Here is a 20,820-nt window from a genome sequence, read left to right as displayed (position 1 = left end):
GTTTGAGTGCCTAAAAACACCGCAGCTAATGTTTTAAATCATCCGGAATAGGTTGATTAAGCGGAATAGGTTTTGGACGTTTACCGCGACCCTTTTGGTATTGTTTTAACTGAAATACGTAAGCTAAGATTTGTGCAATGGCGGTAAATAGTCCTTCCGGTACCTGTTGGTCAATTTTAGTTGTATGATATATGGCTCTGGCTAGCGGCGGCGCTGATACAATTGGCACTTCGTGCTCTCGGGCTATTTCGCGAATTTTAAAGGCCACATCATCAACCCCTTTTGCCACTAAAAATGGCGCAGATGAACGACTAGCATCATATTTTACTGCCACAGCGTAATGCTCTGGGTTAACCACAATCACATCGGCATTGGGCACTTCAGACATCATGCGTTTATTGGCCATCTCATGCTGCAATTGCCTAATACGGCCTTTTACTTCAGGCTTACCTTCAGAGTCTTTATACTCGTCTTTAACTTCTTGTTTGGTCATTTTAAGCTGTTTATTGTGGTTCCATATTTGAAATGGCACATCAATCACCACAATCAATAGCATTGATGAACACAATAAAATAAACATCCATACCAATAGATCCAGCGCGTGGTAAATATTTCCCGGTAAATGACCCATAGATAAGGTCAAAATATCGTAAAAATAAAACGACAATAAAAAATACGCCGATATTGCCACCACCAAAAATTTAGCAATACCTTTAGTTAGTTCAACTAAGGCCTGGGTGCCAAACATTCTTTTAAAGCCTTTAGCAGGGTTCATTTTACTGCCCTTAGGCATAAAAGCTTTAACCGAAAAAGTAATACCGCCTAAGACAATATTGCCAAGGAAGGCAATAAAGGCGAGAAAAGCAATGAAACTGAATAATGGCCAAGCAAGCTCAGCGCCAATAACCCCCCAAACTAGGAACATAGAGTTGGTGTCATAGATCTGATCCCGCTCCATGGTGAGCATTTGCGTCATCACGCTGTGTAAGCTGCGCGCCAGATCTTGGCCAACAAACGCAAACCCCACAGCAGATGCTAATAATACTGCTGCGGTTCCTAACTCTTTAGAGCGGGCGACCTGACCTTTTTCACGGGACTGTTCCAGTCGCTTGGCGGTGGGGTCCTCGGTGCGTTCTTGACCGGTATCTTCTGCCATCTTGTCCCTACTGGCTTATGGAACCGTCAATGTGACAGGTCAGTTGTAAAATATCACACATCAGCAGCTGGGCTTGCAGCCACACCTGATCAAAATGAGACATGATAGGGCCTAGGGTCAGCCAGAGAATAAATAAGCCACTGACCATAGTCACTGGAAAACCGATGGCAAAAATATTCAACTGCGGTGAAGCCCGGGTCATTACTCCAAACGAGAGGTTAATAAGCAATAATGCCACAATCGCTGATATTGACATGGTTAACGCCGCGCCAAACATATAACTGCCAAACTCGGTAAGTTTTTTATAATTGGCAATGCTAAAGCCTTCGGTTGAAACCGGAATGGTTTCAAAGCTGGCCACCAGCATTTTAAACATCAATAAATGACCATCTACACTTAAAAAAATCAAGGTCGCCAGCAATAAAAAGAAGTTACCCACTACCGGGGTTTGCTCACCGGAGCCTGGGTCCACCATGGAAGCGAAGCCTAAACTGGTTTGCATACCAATAATTTGCCCTGTTAATACAAAAGTTTGCATCACTAAAATGGTCACAAAACCAATAGCTGTGCCCACTAAAATCTGCTGAGCTGAAACAAATACTGCAGTTAATGAAAATAGCTCCACATATGCTGTTTTTGGCAGTACCGGCGCAACGGCAATGGTGATGGCCATCGCCAATAATAAGCGGATCCGCGACGGAGTCGTATTGGCGCCAAAGACCGTCATTACCATTAGCATTGAAGAAATACGAAACAGCGGCCAAATATAGGCGGCAATGGTTTGGCTAATTTCCTCGAACAGAATATCCAATGACCTAACCTATAACCTGCGGGATCATATCCACCATATTATAGAAAAAATCCATCATGGTTTGCACCAGCCAATGGCCTAAAAACATCAGTGAAAACAGGGTCATTAATAGACGCGGTAAGAAACTTAAGGTTTGTTCATTAATGGAGGTGGCAGCCTGAAACACCGCCACAATCAAACCGACAAATAAACCCGGTAAGATAATAGCCGAGACAATGAGCACGATAACGGAAAGCGCCTCACGAAAAATATCAATCAATGACTCTGGTGACATTAGCCCTGCTCCCTAAACCTAAGTGCCGAAACTACTGGCCAAGGTGCCCAGTACTAAGCCCCAACCATCAACCAAAACAAACAGCATGATTTTAAAGGGCAAGGACACAATCATCGGCGATAACATCATCATACCCATTGCCATCAAAATACTGGCGACCACCAAATCCAATACCAAAAATGGCACAAATAACATAAAGCCAATTTGAAACGCGGTTTTAAGCTCACTGGTGATAAACGCTGGTATCAAAACGCTCATCGGAGCCAGCTCAGGGGAAGTGATATCGGTATAACCTGAAATTTCGACAAAGGTTTCTAAATCTGTGGTTCTGACTTGCGCCAACATAAACTGCCTTAAGGGCTCTTTACCCACTTCAAAGGCTTGCTGCATTGTCAGAGTTTCATTCATGTAAGGTTTTACCGCTTCAGCATGAATTTTATCAAATACTGGCGCCATGATAAAAAAGGTCATGAACATGGTAATGCCAATGAGCACCTGATTTGATGGGGTTTGCTGCAAACCTAATGCTTGGCGCAAAATTGATAGCACCACGATGATGCGGGTAAATGAGGTCAGCATTATTACCATTGCTGGAATAAAGCTCATGGCCGTCATTAGCAGTAAAATCTGCATAGTGACTGAATATTCGGTACTGCCGTCAGCCCCTGCAGTCACTGTCACTGCTTTTAGTAAGCCATCTTCTGCAAAACTAACAGGCGTGAACATTAATCCAGCCAACAAAGCCAGCACTATCCATCTTTTCATGATTGCAGATCCTTGGCCTTGACTGTTGCTTGCGCTTTGGCTTGCTTGAGACGAGTGGCAAAACTAGTGCTTTCTATTTCAACGTTTGTGTCTAGCTTATCAATAAGGTTAACTTGCTGTGAGGTCACCCCTAACAGATATTGCTGACCTTCAAGCTCAACCAGAACCAGCTTTTCTTTTTGACCAAGTGGCGTCATGGCAATGGTTTTTATCACCCCTTGATTTGACTGCACTAAGTTTAATTTTTTGACAATAAATGCCAGTAAAAAGATGATGGCGATAACGAGAATAAGCCCGCCCACCATGCTTGAAAGCGCAGCCACATTTGATGTTTCTGGGGCTTTAGACACGGTTGTGGCAACTGCGGTTGTTGCCGTGTCAGTAAGCGCAGAGCTAGCTAACGCTAGCGAGGAGAACACATTCAACACAGGGTTAAATCCTTAATGCTTGTTCGATTACTTTAACTTCTTAATGCGTTCTGTTTGGCTAATCACATCTGTCAGACGAATACCAAACTTGTCATTCACCACAACCACTTCGCCATGAGCGATAAGCGTGCCATTTACCATCACATCAAGGGGCTCACCCGCCACCCGATCTAGCTCGACCACCGAACCTTGGTTCAGTTGCAGCAAGTTACGAATACTAATAAAACTGCGACCGACTTCCATCGAAATCGTTACCGGTATATCCATAATGGCATCGAGCTTTTCAGCTTGATCATGCGAGATTGGCGCGGCTTCATCTACCAGTTCATCAAGGGCGACTTGTTCAGCTTCTTTTGCTTCTTCAAGTGCCTGCTCTGCCATTGCTGCAGCCCAATCATCGGTATCACTCATTTATTTCACCTTAAAATTCTGACATGTTATCCGTTAAACATTCACGGACAATAATTATTAAATCTATAAATTATTATTAATTTCAGCACCTTGTTTAAAAAAACTTTTTAAAAAAGATTGTTAAAATAAAACTTTTTTTGAAATAAGCCTGTCTATAGCACAGTAAGATCGCGGGCTTTGCCTTTACGAGTAATTAGCTGTAATTCTGATTTCGCCGTTTCAGGCCTTGGAATAACTTCGCTAATTTTTAATGCCAGATTTTCGCGGGATTGACCTAGCTTACAGCGGTAAGTCGGTAAGTCCTCAACTCGCATCATCACATGCTCAGGCAGCTCAATAGGAATAATATCCCCAGCTTTAAAGCCCATCACATCTCTTAATGTCACTTCATGCTCAATGATGTTGGCATCAATCCCTACTTGCACATCCATGATCTCATCACGTAATGCTTGTCCCCAACGCATATCAGTATCTTGTTTATCACTTTGAACACCGGCATCAAGCAGCTCACGAATAGGCTCGATCATCGAATATGGCATGGTGATATGAAAATCACCGCCGCCGCCATCCACTTCAATATGAAAAGAGTTAATGACCACCACTTCTGTTGGGCTAACAATATTGGCCATGGCAGGGTTGACCTCTGAGTCTAAATACTCAAACTCAACATCCATTACTGGTGCCCAGGCATCTTTATAATCTTCAAAAATGATTTTCAATAGCAGCTGGACGATACGACGCTCTGTGGGAGTAAACTCACGCCCTTCAATTTTTGCATGAAAGCGGCCATCACCACCAAAAAAGTTATCCACCAAAATGAAGACTAACCTTGCTTCCATGGTGATAAGCGCCGTGCCTTTTAACGGACTAAAGCGCACCATATTCAGGCTGGTTGGTACGAATAGGGTATGAACGTACTCACCAAACTTAAGCATTTGCACGCCGTTAATAGACACTTCAGCAGCACGGCGCATCATGTTAAACATGCTGATGCGTAAGTGACGAGCAAAACGTTCATTTACAATTTCAAGGGTTGGCATTCGCCCACGAACAATGCGATCTTGAGAGGAGAAATCATATGCTCTGGTTTCATCAGTATCATAAATATCATCTTCATCAACATCGTCGACGCCATGGAGTAGCGCATCAATTTCGTCTTGGCTTAATAAATCACTCACATCATCACCTTGGATTTTTCATGGCGTTATTGCATTACAAAACCAGTAAAAAGTACTCTTTCAACGACTTTTTGGCCGGTTATGGGTTGCAATGTATTTTGAACATTTAATAGGGCTAATTGGCGTAATTCATCTTTACCCGCTTGGGTACTTAGCTTTTGTACATCTGCTGCGCTAAATGTGTTTAAAAGCGCATGTTCAATTAAAGGAATGTGCATTTTTGCAGTAACGCCGTCATCGCCTCGCACCATTAACTGCACTTTTATTTCAACTAAACGTGAACGATTAGCACCCGCTAGATTGAATAAAAATGGTCTTGGCATACCCACATAATTTGCCTTACCAGTAGCAGCATCAGTTACTACAGTTGCAGTACTTATGTCAGTTGCAGGTGAGTTTGCAGTCGCTTTCGCATTGTCGCCAATAAAAAACAGCACTGTCACAGCAATGCCTGCCAGCAGCAACATGCCAACCACCAAAAAAATAATCATTTTATTGATACTTTTTGGTGGGTTCTGGGTAGTTAATTCTAAAGAAGCTTCTTCTGGCATAAATGATTCCATCACGCTGTTGTTATTATTGTGTTAACTAAGTTTCAGCTTAGTTTTTGATTTTGCGATCATTAACCCATAGGTTACCGACTTAAGCGTAATAATCTATAGCTGAACTGCCACTCATGGCATGTTTTGTGACTATCTCAAGTTCTTGTGCTGAAATTTCATCCAAAAGCCTGTCATTACTAGCACTCGACTCATCATAATCAGCGTTTTTCTGCTGTTCGCCGTCTTGAGAAACATGACTGTCAGCCAATTGCAGCCCTTCTTCTGCTAGCATTTCCCGTAGCCGCGGAATAGCTTGCTCCAATAGGTCTCGGGTTTGTGTCTGCGCCACTTGAAATTGCACTTGGGTTTGATCGCCATTAACTTGAACTCTGACCACCATATGGCCAAGCTCTGCCGGATCTAATCGAATTTCCGCATGTTGAATGCCCTGTCCTACCATAGTCATGAGTTGTTGCTTCATCACAGGGGCGAACTTTTGGATCATCTCCTGCATTTGCCCTACCGACTCAGCTCCTTGGCGTAACGATAATTGAAATTGCGGCACGTCACTTTTATGCACTGACGTTAAGCTACTTTGATTTTGTATCGCCTTGAGATCCACAGATTCTGCATCAAGAGTAAACTCACCAGCGCTAAGGGCAATGGCATTATTTGCTAGGGCATTACTACTAGGACTATTGGCAGAGGAAGGAATAGCAGACTTATCCATGGATACCGAGAACTCAGCTTTACTCAGGTTAACCCCAGATTCCTTTGAGGTTATTTTGACTTCAATACTGTCAGGATCGCCTAAAGTTTTGTTTGCATCAACTAAGCCTTTGTTTACATCAACTAGGTTTTTGTTTACATCAACAGCAGCGCTATTGTTATCCATTATGTTTTTATGAATTGAACTAAAGCCACTGCTAAGTGCAAGGGCTGGTTTTTCAGCATTATCTATGGCGCTGGTTGTTGCTAACTCAATCAAAGGGAGTAAGGCTCCACCTTGGATGGGAGTTTGCTGGTTAAAGTCAGTGATCAGCTGATTTAACTCCTTGACTGATAATGCTGACAACTCAGCTGCAGACATTGCACTAAATTCAGATAAATTTTGTAGTTGCTCAGCTGAATAGTCACTTAAAAATTCTGTAGTTGAACTGTCGGTATCTGCTGCCATAGCATCTATTTGGGGCATTGAAATCGCTTCAGCTAAGTTACCTAAAGCCTCTTGTGACAGTTCAGCTGAATCGGCCTCAATAGCCAGCGGCAATATGTTGCCACCTGTTGGTTGGCTATTGGTTTCAAAATTTTCTGCTAAGTCAATTTGAGCAAAGATTAAAGCAATATCGGTTTCTGCAGCAATATGCTCTTGTGAGGCATTGTCATCCACCAGATTGATATCTGTGTTATTTTCAGAAGCTTGCTCAGTGTTACCCTGCATCTCATCAGTTTGAGAAACTTGATTAAGCGCCGATAAAAAAGATGAGCTATCAGTACCTTGCGGCGTCTCTCCCGTTGGGGAATTCGCTATTTTATTGCTATTTCCAAGTAAAATATTACTCACTTGCTGCATAACAAACTCCGAGTTAATAACACCGAAAACCTATTGGTGCTATAAAATTATGAAAGTCACATTGCTGACGCTTTTATTATTAATAACGAACCAAGCAATAAGAGTGCCAGAATAAAAATTAATTAGGCTAAAAACGGATAAGGGAATTTAACGCGGGGTTTTACGAATAAACTGCTGCATCGCAAATTCATCTGAGGCTTTTTGCTCTTGTTTATTGGCTATTTGCTGAGCTTTTTGATCATTTTTAGCTAACAACAATTCAACCGCTTTACGCTTTTGTTGCTTTTGCTGCCAATTAACTTGTCGATGTTGGGTCTGATTTTGTGCTTCTTTAACGGTATTAACTTGCTGCACTAGTGCTTGGTCAATTTGCTTAATAAATTCATGAAAAGAATGATATTCACTGGCACTTAGCGTTTTGCCTTGATTTTCATTCATTTGCTTCATGTACTCGAGACGATAATTATTTAACGCCTCTAATTGCCCCTCACATTTTTGTAGTTCTAATTGTGCAGATTTAAGCTGTAAAGCCGCCTGTTCTTCTGCTTCTTTATTGAGTTTAAGCACTGTGATTAATGGATCAGCCCGGCGCATTATTTACACTGAGCAGCAATCTGCCCAACCATGGTTTGACTGTTATCAAAGGAAATAACATCTTTAAATCCTTGGCGTAAAAATGCATTCATCGCTGGTTGTAACCGAATAGCGTTATCAATGCGTGGATCGCTGCCTTGGGAATAAGCCCCAATTGAAATTAAGTCTCTGTTTTGCTGATAAAGTGAATACATCTGTTTAACCAGACGCATGGACTCTAAATGCTCAGTGCTAATCACCATAGGTGCGACGCGGCTAATGGACTGCTCAATATCAATCGCGGGGTAATGGCCAGAATCTGCCAGCGTTCTTGATAACACAATATGACCATCTAAAATCGCCCGTGACGCATCGGCAATGGGATCTTGTTGATCATCACCTTCGGTAAGCACGGTATAAAATGCGGTAATCGAACCTTGACCTGGGCCGCCGTTACCTGCCCGTTCGACCAAGCGGGGTAATTTAGCAAACACCGATGGCGGATAACCTTTGGTCGCCGGAGGCTCACCCACTGCCAAGGCTACTTCACGCTGGGCTTGGGCGTAACGGGTTAAACTGTCCATCAATAACAATACGTTATAGCCAAGGTCTCTAAAATACTCCGCAATACGTGTTGAGGTTTCACAGGCGCGTAATCGCATCAATGGTGAAGTATCAGCAGGTGCTGCGACCACCACAGATCTGGCTCGGCCTTCTGGGCCTAAAATCTCTTCAATAAACTCTTTTACTTCACGGCCACGTTCACCCACCAGCCCCACCACAATAATGTCAGCAGTGGTGCCGCGAGTCATCATGCCTAACAGCACACTTTTACCCACACCAGAGCCGGCAAACAGGCCCATCCGCTGGCCTTTACCTACGGTCAACATGGCATTAATGGCTCTAACCCCCACATCTAATGGTTCGGTAATCGCGCGGCGCGATAAAGGGTTAATAGGCGGCGCATGGCGCGAGGCATGTTGCTCAGTATTTAATGGTCCAAGGCCATCAAGGGGTAAACCACTACCGTCTAAAACTCTACCAAGTAAACTTAAGCCGACATTTAACCCTGACTGCTCACCTAAAGGCTGCACTCTTGCTCCCGGTAACACCCCTCTTAATTCATCAACGGGCATGAGATAAAGTAATTCATCATCAAATCCAACGACTTCAGCCACTAGCTCACCGGCCATGGTTTCGATAGAGCATAAACTGCCAACAGGGGCTCTACAGCCGGTAGCTTCGAGGGTTAAGCCAACAACCCTAACCAGCTGACCACTGGCCACAGGCCGAATGGGGGTGACTTTATTACTATGAAGTTTAAATTTATTTAGTAACTGATGTTGGCGATTTAGCATCATCTACCTCATCAACAAGGTGTAAACCCTCTTCATGTACGACAGAAGAAACATTGTCATCAGTGAGTTGATCCCGCTTTGCTCCCACCACCTTAAGGCTACATTCGCTAGCATCCTCGGCAATGCTAGTGGTGTAGTGACTTGAATCTGACTTAATCGTTTGCACATTGGCCTGAATCGCTGCGACCTGTTGCTGCAAGCCACTAAGAGCTTGACTCATACGCGCTTCAACTCGTAAGTCGACACTGGAGCGCTCGCTGTGAATGATGCAGTCACCGTTTTTAAGAGATGGATCAGCTTCAATTTCCCAACGATTCTTAGCTAATTGCGCTTCACTGTATAATTGATTAACAAGTGCAGCATCATCTGGGCTAAACCTCAGAGTGACTTGTTGTTTTTTAATCGGTAACGAATCTACCCCTTGACGCAGTACAGATAAAATATGTTCAGGATGAGTTTGTAATTCATTACCGACGATGGATTTGGTCAGATTAATGGATAGCTGTAATAGCTCAGCTTCAATTTCAGCATCAAGCACTAATAAGGGTTGCTCAAATTGCTCAACTAAGCCAGATAAACGCTCAAGCATCTCATTAGCTTTGGCTAAACCCACTTCATAACCTTGTTGTTCTCCTTGGCTAAAGCCTTCAGCGTGACCTTGCTCTAAACCTTCAAGCCGACCTTGCTCCGTGCCTTTCGCTAGCCCATCAAGCTGGCCTTGCTCAAAACCTTCTTGTTCAGCTTCAACTCGAATTTGCTCTATTTCAGCCATGGTAGGCGGTAAAAGGGGCTTGTCTTCAGCAACAGGCTGGGAATTTTGACGTCCTAGTTGGCCAAATAAATTTGAGCCAGTGTCAGTTTTTTGTTGGGAAACATCCGGTAATTGCCAATGGCTAAAATCTTCATCAACTTCTGTTAGGTTATTATTGTTATTAGCTTTAGTCATGATTGGTCTGGTTGTACCTCGTTATAAAATCGGCTTAAATCGGACTATAGGAACTCATCACCACCGCCGCCACCGAGCATAATTTCGCCGCTGTCGCTTAATCGACGCGCAATCGCAAGGATCTCTTTTTGAGCCATTTCCACTTCACTGATCCTTATCGGCCCCATGGCTTCAAGATCATCACGTAATAGCTCACCTGCTCGCTTAGACATATTACCAATAATTTTGTCAGATAACTGATCATCAGCACCTTTTAATGCTTTCATTAGCACATCTTGTTGAACTTCACGCAGCAAAGCTTGAATACCGCGATCATCTACATCAATTAAGTTTTCAAACACAAACATCAGATCTTGAATTTGCTGCGCCATTTCTTCATCAGATTCACGCATGGTTTCCATGATCTGGCCTTCAACACCCGTATCAAGGAAGTTCATGATATTGGCCGCCGCTTTCAAGCCGCCCATTTTCGCAGCTTGTGCGCCGCCTTGTCCGGCAAATTGTTTTTCCATGATGTCGTTTAATTCTTGCAAAGCTGCTGGTTGAACTTCTTCTAAGTTAGCAATGCGCATCATTAAATCTAAACGGGTATTTTCAGGGAACTGACTGAAGATTTCAGCCGCTTGATCAGGTTCTAAATAAGATAAAACAATAGTTTGGATTTGTGGATGCTCGTTTTGAATAATGGTCGCCACTTGGCGTGCATCCATCCACTTAAGCGAATCTAAGCCTTTAGCGCCACTGCCCATAATAATTTGTTCAATCAAATTACCGGCTTTGTCTTCACCTAGGGCCGCAGTTAATGCTTTGCGGACAAACTCTTCACTGTTAAAACCAATGGAAGAAAACTTCTGAATCTCTTCCAAAAACAGCTTATGCACCCCAATGACTTTCTCTTGACCAAAGTCTTGCATGGCGGCCATGGCCATACCGACTTTTTGCACTTGTTTTGGCTCTAAGTGCTTTAAGATTGAGGCGGCATCTGCTTCACTTAAGCTCAGTAACAAAATAGCAGTTTTATCAATGCCACTCAGCTCTTCAAGACTAGCCTGTTCGCCTACGGGTGCTGCCAGAGTATTATTTGCCATCTTCTTGTAACCAACTCTTAATTACTTGGGTAGAAAGTTCAGGTTCATTAGCCACTAATGCCCTAATCGACTTAATCATATCATCATCTTTATGCAGGTTTGGTATTTGAATCGAGCCATCATCGGCATAGCTATAATCTGCTTGTTGGCTATTGAGCATACCCAAGGTATCGGCGGCATACTGATCTTCAATCTCAGCCAATTCATGACCTAAGCGCGGCTCTTCGGGCATCTCGACTTCGTCGTTATTAAACAAACGATTTAACATAGGGCGAATCACAAACAAAATCAGCACTAAGACTAAAAACGCCCCTAACACCAATCTCACCGCGCGCCAAAACCAAGGCTGCTCCCACATTTCAGCGGCGGGCAGCTCTTCAATAAGCTGGTTCATAAACGGTACTGTGACCACTTCTAAGCTATCACCACGTTGACTGGTAAAGCCCATCGCCCCTTCAAGTAAGCGACGAATATTGGTTAGCTCTTGTTCGGTGCGCGGAATGCGGGTCACTATGCCACTTTCATCAGCAGGTCCCGGTTTATAATCAATGGCCACCGACACACTGACTCTGCGCACCACACCCACTTGCTGGCGGGTATGGCTGATGGTGGTATCAAGTTCAAAATTACGGGTTGCTTCTCGATGGCTATTGCCATTAACCGCTGTAGTTTGCTCTGCGCCTGCTTCTTGTGGAATATCTGAATCCATAGGAGGCTGATTGGTTAATGCCCCTGGAATGCCACCCATTGATTGACCGCTTGAATTACGCTCTATGGTCATTTCACTGCGTACAGCGGGTAAATCAGGCGAAAAGCGTTTCGCGGTTTGCTCAATCGCGGTGAAGTCCATGTTGACATCCACTTGAGAAGTGAAGTTTTCAGGGCCTAGAATAGGCATTAATATCGAATCGATTTTGTTACGATATTCTGCTTCTTGATGCTGCACTAATTCAAGCTCGCGGCGGGCTCTTGAGGAGGCGCCATCTTGGCTACCTGAATTTAGCAGGCGGCCATTTGAATCGGTCACTGTCACCCGGCTTGGCTCTAAGCCTTGTACTGCTGAGGCGACAATATCAACGATAGAGTCAATTTCTTCTTGGCCAAGGCTACCACGACGAACGCTCACAACTACGGTAGCGCTAGGTTTAGATTTATTACGGGCAAACACATTTTCTTTGGGAATAGCTAATATCACTTTGGCGCGGCTAATACTTTTTAGCTCTTCTATCACTCTGGCTAAATTAACTTCTTGGCTTTGTTTTAGGCGGGCTTGCTCCATGCGCTGACTAACACCAAAACCGCTGTCTTGGCTTAAATAATCGGTTGGTTGACTACTGGCTTCAACGCCTGCACGGCCCAGCAGCAGTTTGACATTTTGATATTTGTTTTCAGGAATACTGACTACATCGCCGGAGATTTTATAGGCAATTTTATTCTTATCTAAAACGTCCAATACTTGGATCATTTCAGCAGTTTCCATTTGCCCTAACGGCCTATATTCAGGCTCTTGCGCCCAAATAATCATAAATACTGCCAGCACAAGACATACAGCTAAAGCCAATATCATAGTGATTTGACGCATAAAGTCAGCACTACCAAACGAGCTTTTCAAGCCAGGTTTATTTTCCTGCTGAATCCCTGTGCTATCGACTTTATCTGAATCTAATACTAGATCTGTGCTCACAATATTTACCTACTTCAATACCAGAATATCAACAACAATACTATTAACAAAAGCCTAAACAGGCATACTCATAATTTCTTTATACGCTTCTACAAGTTTGTTTCTCACTTGCACCGTTGCTTCAAATGCAACCCCGGCTTTTTCACGGGCAATCACGGTATCAGATAAGGTCACAGTGCTATCGCCCATCTCTAATCGGGTGGCTAAATTAGCTGAGTTTGATTGTAAATCAGCCACGCCACCAACCGCTTGAGATAACAATTGGCCAAAGTCAGCACCAGAAGTATTACCGACTTTTTGAATCATATCCGCTTGAATAGGTAAGCCAAGATTAGGCGAAATCTCACCCTTTAAGGATTGCATTTCTTGTAAAAAAGGATTTGAACTAATCTGCATTGTAAACTCCATTCGTCGGATATTTGACGACTTAAAAACAGTTACAATAGAATTAGCAAGTAGGATGCCAACAATAGCTTAAATACACTTAAGCCCATGAAAAGAGCTTAAAAACAACTTGAAAGGGTGAAAAATACACAAAATAGAACCGCTTTAGTATCATCAAAGCGGTTAAGCTAATATTTTAGAATTTAGAGTTAAGTATAAAGATGAACTAAACGTCGATATTTAAGCAGGGACTTGAATACCCAAGTCACGCATTTTAGCCATTTTATAGCGCAATGTTCTGGCGCTAATTCCCAGCTTCTCAGCTACGTCTTTACGGCTACCATTACATAGATTTAAGGTTTCCAAAATAATCACATGCTCTTGAGCCTGCAGTTCGCCCCCAAGCCCATCCGTTTCAGCAGCGGCCACGGGTTGCTCATTGGGGCTCAAAGTAACATCTTCAGCTTCAAGAATAATATCCGCGCCAGTTATCTCCTCGCCATTATTCAGTATCAAGGTGCGCTGAATAACATTATCCAGCTCACGGACATTACCTGGCCAGCGATAAGCCAATAAACGACGACAAGCTATCTCATCTAACTCTGGCACTGGTGAGACATTAAATGCCTTAGCATGCTTAACCAGCAAGTGCCTTGCTAAGGGTAAAATATCAGCCGGTCGTTGGTTTAATGCCGGCCAGGTTAGTGGAAATACATTAATGCGGTAATATAAATCTTCTCTAAATGCGCCCGATGTTGCCATGGACTTTAAATCACGGTTTGAAGTGGCAAGTACCCTCACATCAAGGGCTATGGTTTTACGGCCACCTAAACGCTCAACTTCACGCTCTTGCAGTACTCGCAACAATTTGGCTTGCAGCCCTAGCTCCATCTCAGAAATTTCATCAAGTAATATGGTGCCGCCTTGAGCCTGTTCAAATTTTCCAGGGCATGCCTGATAAGCGCCTGTAAAAGCGCCTTTTTCATAGCCAAATAAGGTGGCTTCAAGCATATTTTCAGGTATTGCTGCGCAATTAATGGCGATAAAAGGTTTTTCTGCTCGAGGGCTGTTTTGATGAATATAACGTGCTAGCACTTCTTTGCCCGATCCACTTGGCCCCATGATCATCACTGAGGCATCAGAGCTTGCCACCCGCTGGGCAATATTCAGTAGCGCCAAGCTTTTGTCATCGGCGACCACAGGTTGACCTAAATTTTGTTTAAGGGGTAAGTAGCGAGATACCTGATTTAACAACACTTCAGGCGCAAAAGGTTTAGCCAGATAATCCGCCGCACCAAGTTTTATGGCGCTAACCGCACTGTCAATGGTGGCAAAAGCGGTCATTAATAAAATGGGGACTTTACTATGGTTTTGCTGTAAATAGTTTAATAGCCCTAGCCCGCCAATACCTTCCATTTGCACATCACTGATAACCATATCAAACGTCGTGGTTTTCATGGCAATAATGGCCTCTTCTGCAGAGCCCACATCAACGCAGTCATATTGGGCTAACATCAAGGTATCAAGTAAGGCTTCACGCAGCGCAGCATCATCTTCAACTAACAGTAACTTGGCTTCACTCATGGGATCCCTCCACTATTTTTTTGGCTTGTTCCGTGTCTTTAGCCATAGGAAATGATAGTCGAATTAAGCTGCCTTTGTGCGGCTGCGATGTCACCTGTAATCTGCCGCCATGATTTCTCACCACGGTTTGCACTACCGCTAAGCCTAGGCCTGTCCCTTGGCTTTTAGTGGTAAAAAAAGGCTCCAATACTTGTTGCTGCATCTCTTTTGATAACCCCTTACCGTTATCAATCACATCGATATTAATGCCGTGTTCATCTTCGCCAGTCACAATCTGAATTTCTGTGGCATTGGCCTCTAGGCTGTTCATCACCAGATTGTTAATCGCCGAGCTTAAGGCATTCGTGTTAGCCATAATGTGTTTATCGGTTTGATCAATAAAGTGTAATTTACACTGTTTGTTTTCAACAATGGGCTCACAATTTGCCAGCACAGGCTCAATAATATCTGCAGTAGATGTCGACTCTGCGGCGACATCTTGTTTGTTTCTTGCCATCAGTAGCATGTCATTAACTTGACGCTCTAGCTCATTAAGCCTATCGACTAACTTGCCTTGAAAACGCTTTTTAGCCGTATCATTTAATTTAGGGCTAGCAAGGTTTGATGCATATAACATCGCGGCCGATAACGGCGTTCTGACCTGATGCGCCAAGGTTGCCACCATTTTGCCCAGTGCTGATAAGCGCTGTAAATGAGAGAGGTTTTTCTGTAATAAGCGGGTTTCAGTTAAGTCAGTTAACACAATTAACTGCCCAGGCTCTGGCGACAGCGGAGTAATCGCCAGCTTTACTCGACGGCCATCTTTTAGTGACACTTCATAACCGTCATCATCTTGGGGTGAAAAAGCGCGGTTAATAATGTCAAACCACTTGGCCCCTTGCAGCGGCCGGCCTAATAAGTCAGTTGCGACTGGGTTGGCCAAGGTCACAATACCGTCACCATTGATAATCACTACACCTGAAGGCATAGCTTGAAGAATATGCGCCATTTGATTAGACATATTAGCTGCCTTTTGCGGACGTGATGTTTCAGCTTGCAGATCGAGGTTCACTGATTGACGCAGTGTAATTGGCGCTGCTGGCGCCTCGCTGACAATTGCTGCAGGCTCGGCTAGTTTGTAGCTATCACAATACTGCGGCTGTTCTACTAGTGATTGCGCTGAATACATGGTCACTCCGTCAAAATAATAACTTTTCACAAGCTAATGCATGAGGTATGCCAGTTTCAGAACATTTATATTTCTGAAAACAAAAAAGCATGCCATAAGGCATGCTTTCTTTTCTTTTTCAATTAATTAAAGAACTTATACTCGTGAGTAATTTAATCCTTACCCATGCCATACTTACGCATTTTTTCAACCAAGGTGGTTCGGCGTATGCCTAACATTTCAGCGGCTCTGGCAACCACGTTATCTTGTTGCTCTAACGCTTGGCGGATCATGTCAATTTCAAGCTCTGCCAATAAATCCTTAAGGTTTACCCCTTCAGGCGGTAATTCACTTGGAAAGCGGGTATCAGGTAGCTCTATGGGTTCCTCATCACTGAAGATAGATGCTAATGCATCACGCTCTTGCTGCTCTTCACTGACTTCAACACAATATTCTGGCACATCGATATAACGATATTTTCTTGGTAAGTCATTCACATCAACCAAGCCACCAGGGAATAAAATCGTTAAACGCTCGACTAAATTCGACAGTTCGCGGACATTACCAGACCAATTATGGGCCTTTAATGATTCGATTGCGCGCTGGGTAAAGCGGATTTTACCGCGGCCTTCGTTAAAAACACGGCTCACAAGCTCTTGCAATAATAATGGCACATCATCACTGCGCTCACTTAATGAAGGCATTTCTATTGGAAACACATTCAAACGATAATATAAATCTTCTCGAAATTCATTTTCGCTGATCATGGTTTCTAAGTCACGGTGAGTGGCCGCAACAATGCGTACATCGGTATTGATGGTTTTAGAACCACCGACACGTTCGAATACTTTTTCTTGCAATACCCGCAGTAACTTTACTTGCATTTGCAGTGGCATGTCGCCGATTTCATCAAGAAACAGCGTGCCATTTTCAGCTAATTCAAAGCGGCCTTTACGGGTTGAAATCGCCCCAGTAAATGAGCCCTTTTCATGGCCAAATAGTTCACTTTCTAATAACTCAGGCGGAATGGCACCACAGTTGACCGGGATAAATGGTCCATCGCGGCGATCAGACATGTAATGAATATTACGGGCTACCACTTCTTTACCGGTGCCAGACTGACCCAGTACCAGCACGGTTGCGTCAGAGCTGGCCACTTGGCTAATAAGGTGTCTGACATTGGCAATACCTTCACTGCGGCCCACTAAACTTCTGAATAGTTTAGTTTGGTTAGCGCTGGTGGGTGTTTGCGGCTGTTTAGCTTGGCCATAGACTTGACAAAAATGCAGTAATTCGGTCAATTGCGGGTAGCTTATTGGCTCAGCAATGGTGCCTAATACGTTGCCACCATTAAGGTTACTTTCACCTGATAATAGCACTGGCTGCCAAGGCATTGATGACTTCACGCTTTTAATAAACTCAGCCGTGACTGATTGGGTATCAAGCACTAACGCCCGATAACGACAGTCTGCGGTTAATGAGGCAAGATCGTCTTTAGTAATTAGATGATACTTTTCATCTAAAAAATCAAAAATACAACAAAGACGAGAGACACGCTCAGAAGGGTCAGCAACAATTAATATTCGTTGTTCTATTTGCATCATTAAGAAGGCCAAAGCTCGAGTTATTATTATTTCACAGCCATTATCACGCTATACGAGATAAAACGGAAGTGCGACTTGATTGTGATTATTATATGCAATATGGATAAATATTTGGTAACAAACTTACCACAAATACATTAATACAACATCCTACCTATACGCTTTGGTTACACATAGTGTAAACACGGACATCTGCGCAATATAGTTTAAACGTTTTTATAAAATGAATATTGTATTATCAGCCAGTGAGAATCAAGTGACAAACCACAAAATTACAGCATCTCATTGATTTAATAAATTAACAGATGATTTAGTAAACAGATGCAAACAAACTGTTACTAAGTTAGCCATCATTAAACAAACAAAAGGCGCTAAAAGCGCCTGTTTTTTTACGTCACAGCTTAACTGGCTTCTGAAGTCATATGATGCATGTCCTGTGGAATAGCATCCCAACCTTCTTTAATGGTTTTTAGGATAGAGGTGACATCATCAATAGCTGCTACATCATTATTCAAATTAGCTTCAGTTATTCGGCGAAGCATAAAATCATACAGTTCAGCTAAATTGCTTGCTACAGAATCTGTATCATCCATATTTAAGCTGCCATTTAAACCATTAATGATCCCAATAGCTTTATTGATGAACACGCCTTTACTTGCAATATCATTATTTTCAATAGCATAGCGACTTTGAGCCAAACGCAGTAATGCGCCGTCAAACATCATTTGTATAATTCTGTGCGGAGAAGCAACTGCTATCTCACTATCTAAAGAGACTTTACGATAAGACTGTATTGATCCTCTCATAGGAACCACCTTTTACTTATTTGCATCAACGGATTGATATAGATTTATCTGGCGCTTATTTTTCTTTTTGAGATTAAGTAAAGATTGAATGTGTGAAAGTATTTTACGAGCTCGTTTTTCAAAAACTTGAGTGATCAATAATTGCTCATTCAAAACAGTCCGAACTACTTCAACGTTTTCATCTGCAAAATCATCAAGTAAAATTTGACGCTTCTGTACCAACACCTGCAATTTTAATACCAGCTCATCTGACTTTTCATCTTCTGAAGCTAAGTTTTCTAACTCATTAAGCGTTTCATCGATAAGCTGATTAATATTTTTTAGCAATGGAATACCCTAAACTTATGATTGCGGAACGGCACCAGGCAACGAATTAAGTCTGTCAACCAAGCCTGAACTTTGTTGATTCATCGTCGCAACAATTAAATCCATCGCATTAAACTGCTTGAATAGTCTCGCTTCTAGCATTTCCATTTTTAAACTAAACGCCTCGCGTTGGTCATCTAAACGACTTTTTTCACTGGTAAAACTATTATTACGACTATCAATAAGCCCACCGGTTTTAACATAGCCTTCTATCATGGTATCCAATCGATTTGCTAAGCCTGTAACTGGAGTAGCAAACAATCCTTCAACCAAGTCCATATTCTCACTCAGTGCTGTATCTAATTTATCGCTATTAACTGTCATTTTACCGTAACGATCTGTTTCAATACCAATGTCATATAAAGCCACTGCTTGACCATCTACATCTACACGATCACTAATCATATTTCGCATTTGCGATTCAATCGAGCGAATCATTGAGTCACCCTGAAGTGCTGCAGCTTGTTCAGTTTCAGCATCATACTTAGAAAGGTCACTAACAGAGTCAATTAAACTGTTATAAGCATCGACAAACCCTTGAATATTCTCTTTAACTGATTCATCATCTTGCTCAATTCTGAGCGTCGAGGTTTTACTCATATCAGCTTCAGTCAATGATAAAGTCACTCCCACTATGGCATCTTTAACTTCATTAGATTGTGATGTGACCTTTTGCCCATCAATGTAGACTATTGAATTTTTTGCATCACTTAATGTGGTCAAATTGCCAGAGCCAAACATGTCATTTAAACCGGAACCTGCTGTATCATTTGCAATAACAGAAACTTCATTATCAGTTCCAGTTTCATCAGAACTAAATACCAACCGACTACCTGCATCACTTTTAATGATGGTGGCTGTAATACCTGAGTTGTCATCAGCACTATTAATTTTATTAGCGATATCTTCAAGGCTATCGGTATCTTCAATATCAACTGAAAATGCTTCGCCATTCACCGATAAATCCAAACTACCTTGCCCAACTGGAATACTGGGGTCGGCGATATTTTCGCCAGCTACTTTATGGGAGCTAGCTAATTGCTCCACTTGAATTTGATAGTTGCCAGTTTGTGCGGTTTTGTCGGCTGTAGCACCAAAATAAATGCTGTCTCCAGTGAGTACTTTACGGATATTTAATGCCTCAGGATCGGTCAGTTTTTCCAGTGCGTCCTGAAAAGTTGCCAGTTTACTTTTAAGTGTGCCAATAGCGGAGACTTTAGCATCGAGGGTTTCTTCCGTTTTATCAAAAAGCGCTTCTTTAGGCAGCTTTTCAGCATCAACCAATACCCCCACAATCGTGTTAATATCAAGTCCAGATCCGATACCTGTTGCTGTTAATGCCATGATGCTCCCCTAAAATACGACTAACTAATTTTGACTTACGCTTCTGACTTAAGCAAAAAACCTGCCACTTCTGCTAGCTTTTGCGATAATTCTAATGCTTCTTCATTTGGAATTTGCCGAATAATATCGCCTGACGCAATATCTAACACACTGACGACCGATTGACCTGAATTATCATCAATTTTAAAAGCCAGTCCTTTGCGCATTAAAGAGACCGTATTGTTAAGTTCATCAACAAGTTCACTGACATTTTCTGGATTAGTTTGCTCATTACCCCTTCCCTCAGAAGGCAGCTGCGATTCAGGTAACTCAGTGACTTTTAGCTCATGCTGTTTATCTTTGATATTAGACTCTATTAGCCCTTGAGTACTATTATGTTCAGCAATGGTATTGTGCTGAGCGGTTAAATGCAGTTCTATGGTCATATTCTGCCTCCACAAAGTCTTTTATCGAGATAAAAATAAAGGGAGGCTCCATCAGAGTCTCCCTTACTAAATCAAATTAAGCTTACTTTCTAGGTGATTAAAGTAGAGACAATGCCACCTGAGGTAATTGATTTGCTTGAGCGAGCATTGCTGAACCTGTTTGCTGTAATACTTGATTCTTGGTCATTTCTGCAGTTTCTTTTGCAAAATCAACATCTTTAATTCGGCTGTTTGCATCAGCAACGTTGGCTTGTGTATTAGCATTATTTGCAATGTTATGACTTAATCGATTTTGCATCGCACCTAAATTACCACGCTCTGTATCAAGCGCTGTAATCTTGTCATCGATTGCTTGAATTGTACCCGTATCTTC

Annotated in this window: 23 protein-coding genes; all 23 read right to left on the bottom strand. The window is 42.6% G+C overall.

Annotated elements, in window-relative coordinates:
* Positions 1–25 precede the first annotated feature (25 nt).
* On the bottom strand, positions 26–1,156 hold the full coding sequence (flhB, locus tag Q4557_RS14260; RefSeq protein ID WP_102439497.1) for a flagellar biosynthesis protein FlhB: 1,131 nt from the start codon (positions 1,154–1,156) through the stop codon (positions 26–28).
* 7 nt (positions 1,157–1,163) lie between these two features.
* On the bottom strand, positions 1,164–1,967 hold the full coding sequence (gene fliR / locus Q4557_RS14255) for a flagellar biosynthetic protein FliR (RefSeq protein ID WP_102439496.1): 804 nt from the start codon (positions 1,965–1,967) through the stop codon (positions 1,164–1,166).
* Positions 1,968–1,971: 4 nt separating this feature from the next.
* Entirely contained in the window at positions 1,972–2,241 is a 270-nt protein-coding gene (fliQ, locus tag Q4557_RS14250) for a flagellar biosynthesis protein FliQ (RefSeq protein WP_076540242.1), read from the bottom strand.
* 18 nt (positions 2,242–2,259) lie between these two features.
* A complete protein-coding gene (gene fliP / locus Q4557_RS14245) occupies positions 2,260–2,967 on the bottom strand; it encodes a flagellar type III secretion system pore protein FliP (RefSeq protein ID WP_241901019.1) in 708 nt (235 codons plus the stop codon).
* Between the two features lie 35 nt (positions 2,968–3,002).
* Entirely contained in the window at positions 3,003–3,431 is a 429-nt protein-coding gene (gene fliO, locus Q4557_RS14240) for a flagellar biosynthetic protein FliO (RefSeq protein ID WP_241904031.1), read from the bottom strand.
* Positions 3,432–3,461: 30 nt separating this feature from the next.
* The gene (gene fliN, locus Q4557_RS14235; RefSeq protein ID WP_076540237.1) at positions 3,462–3,845 is read right to left on the bottom strand and encodes a flagellar motor switch protein FliN; all 384 of its coding nucleotides are present in this window, start codon (positions 3,843–3,845) and stop codon (positions 3,462–3,464) included.
* A 152-nt stretch (positions 3,846–3,997) separates the two neighbouring features.
* Positions 3,998–5,023 (bottom strand): flagellar motor switch protein FliM, encoded by a 1,026-nt coding sequence (gene fliM, locus Q4557_RS14230; RefSeq protein ID WP_102439494.1) that lies wholly within the window; start codon positions 5,021–5,023, stop codon positions 3,998–4,000.
* 26 nt (positions 5,024–5,049) lie between these two features.
* Positions 5,050–5,574 carry a flagellar basal body-associated protein FliL gene (fliL, locus tag Q4557_RS14225; protein ID WP_102439493.1) on the bottom strand — a complete coding sequence of 175 codons (525 nt, stop codon included), beginning with the start codon at positions 5,572–5,574 and terminating at the stop codon, positions 5,050–5,052.
* A 91-nt stretch (positions 5,575–5,665) separates the two neighbouring features.
* Positions 5,666–7,138, bottom strand: coding sequence for a flagellar hook-length control protein FliK (locus tag Q4557_RS14220; protein ID WP_303413515.1), 1,473 nt, complete (start codon positions 7,136–7,138; stop codon positions 5,666–5,668).
* 147 nt (positions 7,139–7,285) lie between these two features.
* Positions 7,286–7,732, bottom strand: a complete 447-nt coding sequence (gene fliJ, locus Q4557_RS14215; protein ID WP_102439491.1) for a flagellar export protein FliJ — start codon at positions 7,730–7,732, stop codon at positions 7,286–7,288.
* Positions 7,732–9,069, bottom strand: coding sequence for a flagellar protein export ATPase FliI (gene fliI / locus Q4557_RS14210; RefSeq protein WP_102439490.1), 1,338 nt, complete (start codon positions 9,067–9,069; stop codon positions 7,732–7,734). The genes fliJ and fliI overlap by 1 nt, the downstream gene beginning before the upstream one ends.
* Positions 9,038–10,015 carry a flagellar assembly protein FliH gene (gene fliH, locus Q4557_RS14205; protein WP_102475401.1) on the bottom strand — a complete coding sequence of 326 codons (978 nt, stop codon included), beginning with the start codon at positions 10,013–10,015 and terminating at the stop codon, positions 9,038–9,040. Before fliH ends, fliI begins: the two co-directional genes overlap by 32 nt.
* A 44-nt stretch (positions 10,016–10,059) precedes the next feature.
* Positions 10,060–11,103 carry a flagellar motor switch protein FliG gene (gene fliG, locus Q4557_RS14200; RefSeq protein ID WP_102439488.1) on the bottom strand — a complete coding sequence of 348 codons (1,044 nt, stop codon included), beginning with the start codon at positions 11,101–11,103 and terminating at the stop codon, positions 10,060–10,062.
* Entirely contained in the window at positions 11,093–12,787 is a 1,695-nt protein-coding gene (gene fliF / locus Q4557_RS14195) for a flagellar basal-body MS-ring/collar protein FliF (protein WP_102439487.1), read from the bottom strand. Before fliF ends, fliG begins: the two co-directional genes overlap by 11 nt.
* A 54-nt stretch (positions 12,788–12,841) precedes the next feature.
* Positions 12,842–13,183 carry a flagellar hook-basal body complex protein FliE gene (fliE, locus tag Q4557_RS14190; RefSeq protein WP_102439486.1) on the bottom strand — a complete coding sequence of 114 codons (342 nt, stop codon included), beginning with the start codon at positions 13,181–13,183 and terminating at the stop codon, positions 12,842–12,844.
* A 228-nt stretch (positions 13,184–13,411) separates the two neighbouring features.
* Complete coding sequence (locus Q4557_RS14185) at positions 13,412–14,755, bottom strand: sigma-54 dependent transcriptional regulator (protein WP_102439485.1); 1,344 nt, start codon at positions 14,753–14,755, stop codon at positions 13,412–13,414.
* Positions 14,748–15,923, bottom strand: coding sequence for a PAS domain-containing sensor histidine kinase (locus Q4557_RS14180; RefSeq protein WP_303413506.1), 1,176 nt, complete (start codon positions 15,921–15,923; stop codon positions 14,748–14,750). The genes Q4557_RS14185 and Q4557_RS14180 overlap by 8 nt, the downstream gene beginning before the upstream one ends.
* Before the next feature lie 152 nt (positions 15,924–16,075).
* On the bottom strand, positions 16,076–17,506 hold the full coding sequence (locus tag Q4557_RS14175) for a sigma-54 dependent transcriptional regulator (protein ID WP_102439483.1): 1,431 nt from the start codon (positions 17,504–17,506) through the stop codon (positions 16,076–16,078).
* Between the two features lie 401 nt (positions 17,507–17,907).
* Positions 17,908–18,312: a flagellar export chaperone FliS gene (fliS, locus tag Q4557_RS14170; RefSeq protein WP_303413503.1), complete on the bottom strand. Its 405-nt coding sequence runs from the start codon at positions 18,310–18,312 to the stop codon at positions 17,908–17,910.
* A 12-nt stretch (positions 18,313–18,324) separates the two neighbouring features.
* Positions 18,325–18,639: a hypothetical protein gene (locus Q4557_RS14165; RefSeq protein WP_303413501.1), complete on the bottom strand. Its 315-nt coding sequence runs from the start codon at positions 18,637–18,639 to the stop codon at positions 18,325–18,327.
* A 15-nt stretch (positions 18,640–18,654) separates the two neighbouring features.
* The gene (gene fliD / locus Q4557_RS14160; RefSeq protein WP_303413499.1) at positions 18,655–20,022 is read right to left on the bottom strand and encodes a flagellar filament capping protein FliD; all 1,368 of its coding nucleotides are present in this window, start codon (positions 20,020–20,022) and stop codon (positions 18,655–18,657) included.
* A gap of 35 nt (positions 20,023–20,057) precedes the next feature.
* Positions 20,058–20,447, bottom strand: a complete 390-nt coding sequence (locus tag Q4557_RS14155; RefSeq protein ID WP_303413497.1) for a flagellar protein FlaG — start codon at positions 20,445–20,447, stop codon at positions 20,058–20,060.
* Between the two features lie 97 nt (positions 20,448–20,544).
* On the bottom strand, positions 20,545–20,820 hold a 276-nt coding region (locus tag Q4557_RS14150), incomplete at its 5' end, for a flagellin (protein WP_303413495.1).

It is taken from the genome of Shewanella sp. 5_MG-2023, assembly GCF_030547465.1.
Taxonomy (GTDB): Bacteria; Pseudomonadota; Gammaproteobacteria; order Enterobacterales; family Shewanellaceae; genus Shewanella.
Note: the sequence above shows the minus strand (reverse complement) of the source record. Positions and strands in the feature narration are given on the sequence as shown.

What these genes read in the sequence shown, in the direction of transcription:
- flhB (WP_102439497.1), bottom strand. Translation starts at nt 1,156, where the DNA reads ATGGCAGAAGATACCGGTCAAGAACGCACCGAGGACCCCACCGCCAAG.
- fliQ (WP_076540242.1), bottom strand. Translation starts at nt 2,241, where the DNA reads ATGTCACCAGAGTCATTGATTGATATTTTTCGTGAGGCGCTTTCCGTT.
- fliP (WP_241901019.1), bottom strand. Translation starts at nt 2,967, where the DNA reads ATGTTCACGCCTGTTAGTTTTGCAGAAGATGGCTTACTAAAAGCAGTG.
- fliN (WP_076540237.1), bottom strand. Translation starts at nt 3,845, where the DNA reads ATGAGTGATACCGATGATTGGGCTGCAGCAATGGCAGAGCAGGCACTT.
- fliL (WP_102439493.1), bottom strand. Translation starts at nt 5,574, where the DNA reads ATGCCAGAAGAAGCTTCTTTAGAATTAACTACCCAGAACCCACCAAAA.
- Q4557_RS14220 (WP_303413515.1), bottom strand. Translation starts at nt 7,138, where the DNA reads ATGCAGCAAGTGAGTAATATTTTACTTGGAAATAGCAATAAAATAGCG.
- fliJ (WP_102439491.1), bottom strand. Translation starts at nt 7,732, where the DNA reads ATGCGCCGGGCTGATCCATTAATCACAGTGCTTAAACTCAATAAAGAA.
- fliI (WP_102439490.1), bottom strand. Translation starts at nt 9,069, where the DNA reads ATGCTAAATCGCCAACATCAGTTACTAAATAAATTTAAACTTCATAGT.
- fliH (WP_102475401.1), bottom strand. Translation starts at nt 10,015, where the DNA reads ATGACTAAAGCTAATAACAATAATAACCTAACAGAAGTTGATGAAGAT.
- fliG (WP_102439488.1), bottom strand. Translation starts at nt 11,103, where the DNA reads ATGGCAAATAATACTCTGGCAGCACCCGTAGGCGAACAGGCTAGTCTT.
- fliE (WP_102439486.1), bottom strand. Translation starts at nt 13,183, where the DNA reads ATGCAGATTAGTTCAAATCCTTTTTTACAAGAAATGCAATCCTTAAAG.
- Q4557_RS14185 (WP_102439485.1), bottom strand. Translation starts at nt 14,755, where the DNA reads ATGAGTGAAGCCAAGTTACTGTTAGTTGAAGATGATGCTGCGCTGCGT.
- Q4557_RS14180 (WP_303413506.1), bottom strand. Translation starts at nt 15,923, where the DNA reads ATGTATTCAGCGCAATCACTAGTAGAACAGCCGCAGTATTGTGATAGC.
- Q4557_RS14175 (WP_102439483.1), bottom strand. Translation starts at nt 17,506, where the DNA reads ATGATGCAAATAGAACAACGAATATTAATTGTTGCTGACCCTTCTGAG.
- fliS (WP_303413503.1), bottom strand. Translation starts at nt 18,312, where the DNA reads ATGAGAGGATCAATACAGTCTTATCGTAAAGTCTCTTTAGATAGTGAG.
- fliD (WP_303413499.1), bottom strand. Translation starts at nt 20,022, where the DNA reads ATGGCATTAACAGCAACAGGTATCGGATCTGGACTTGATATTAACACG.
- Q4557_RS14155 (WP_303413497.1), bottom strand. Translation starts at nt 20,447, where the DNA reads ATGACCATAGAACTGCATTTAACCGCTCAGCACAATACCATTGCTGAA.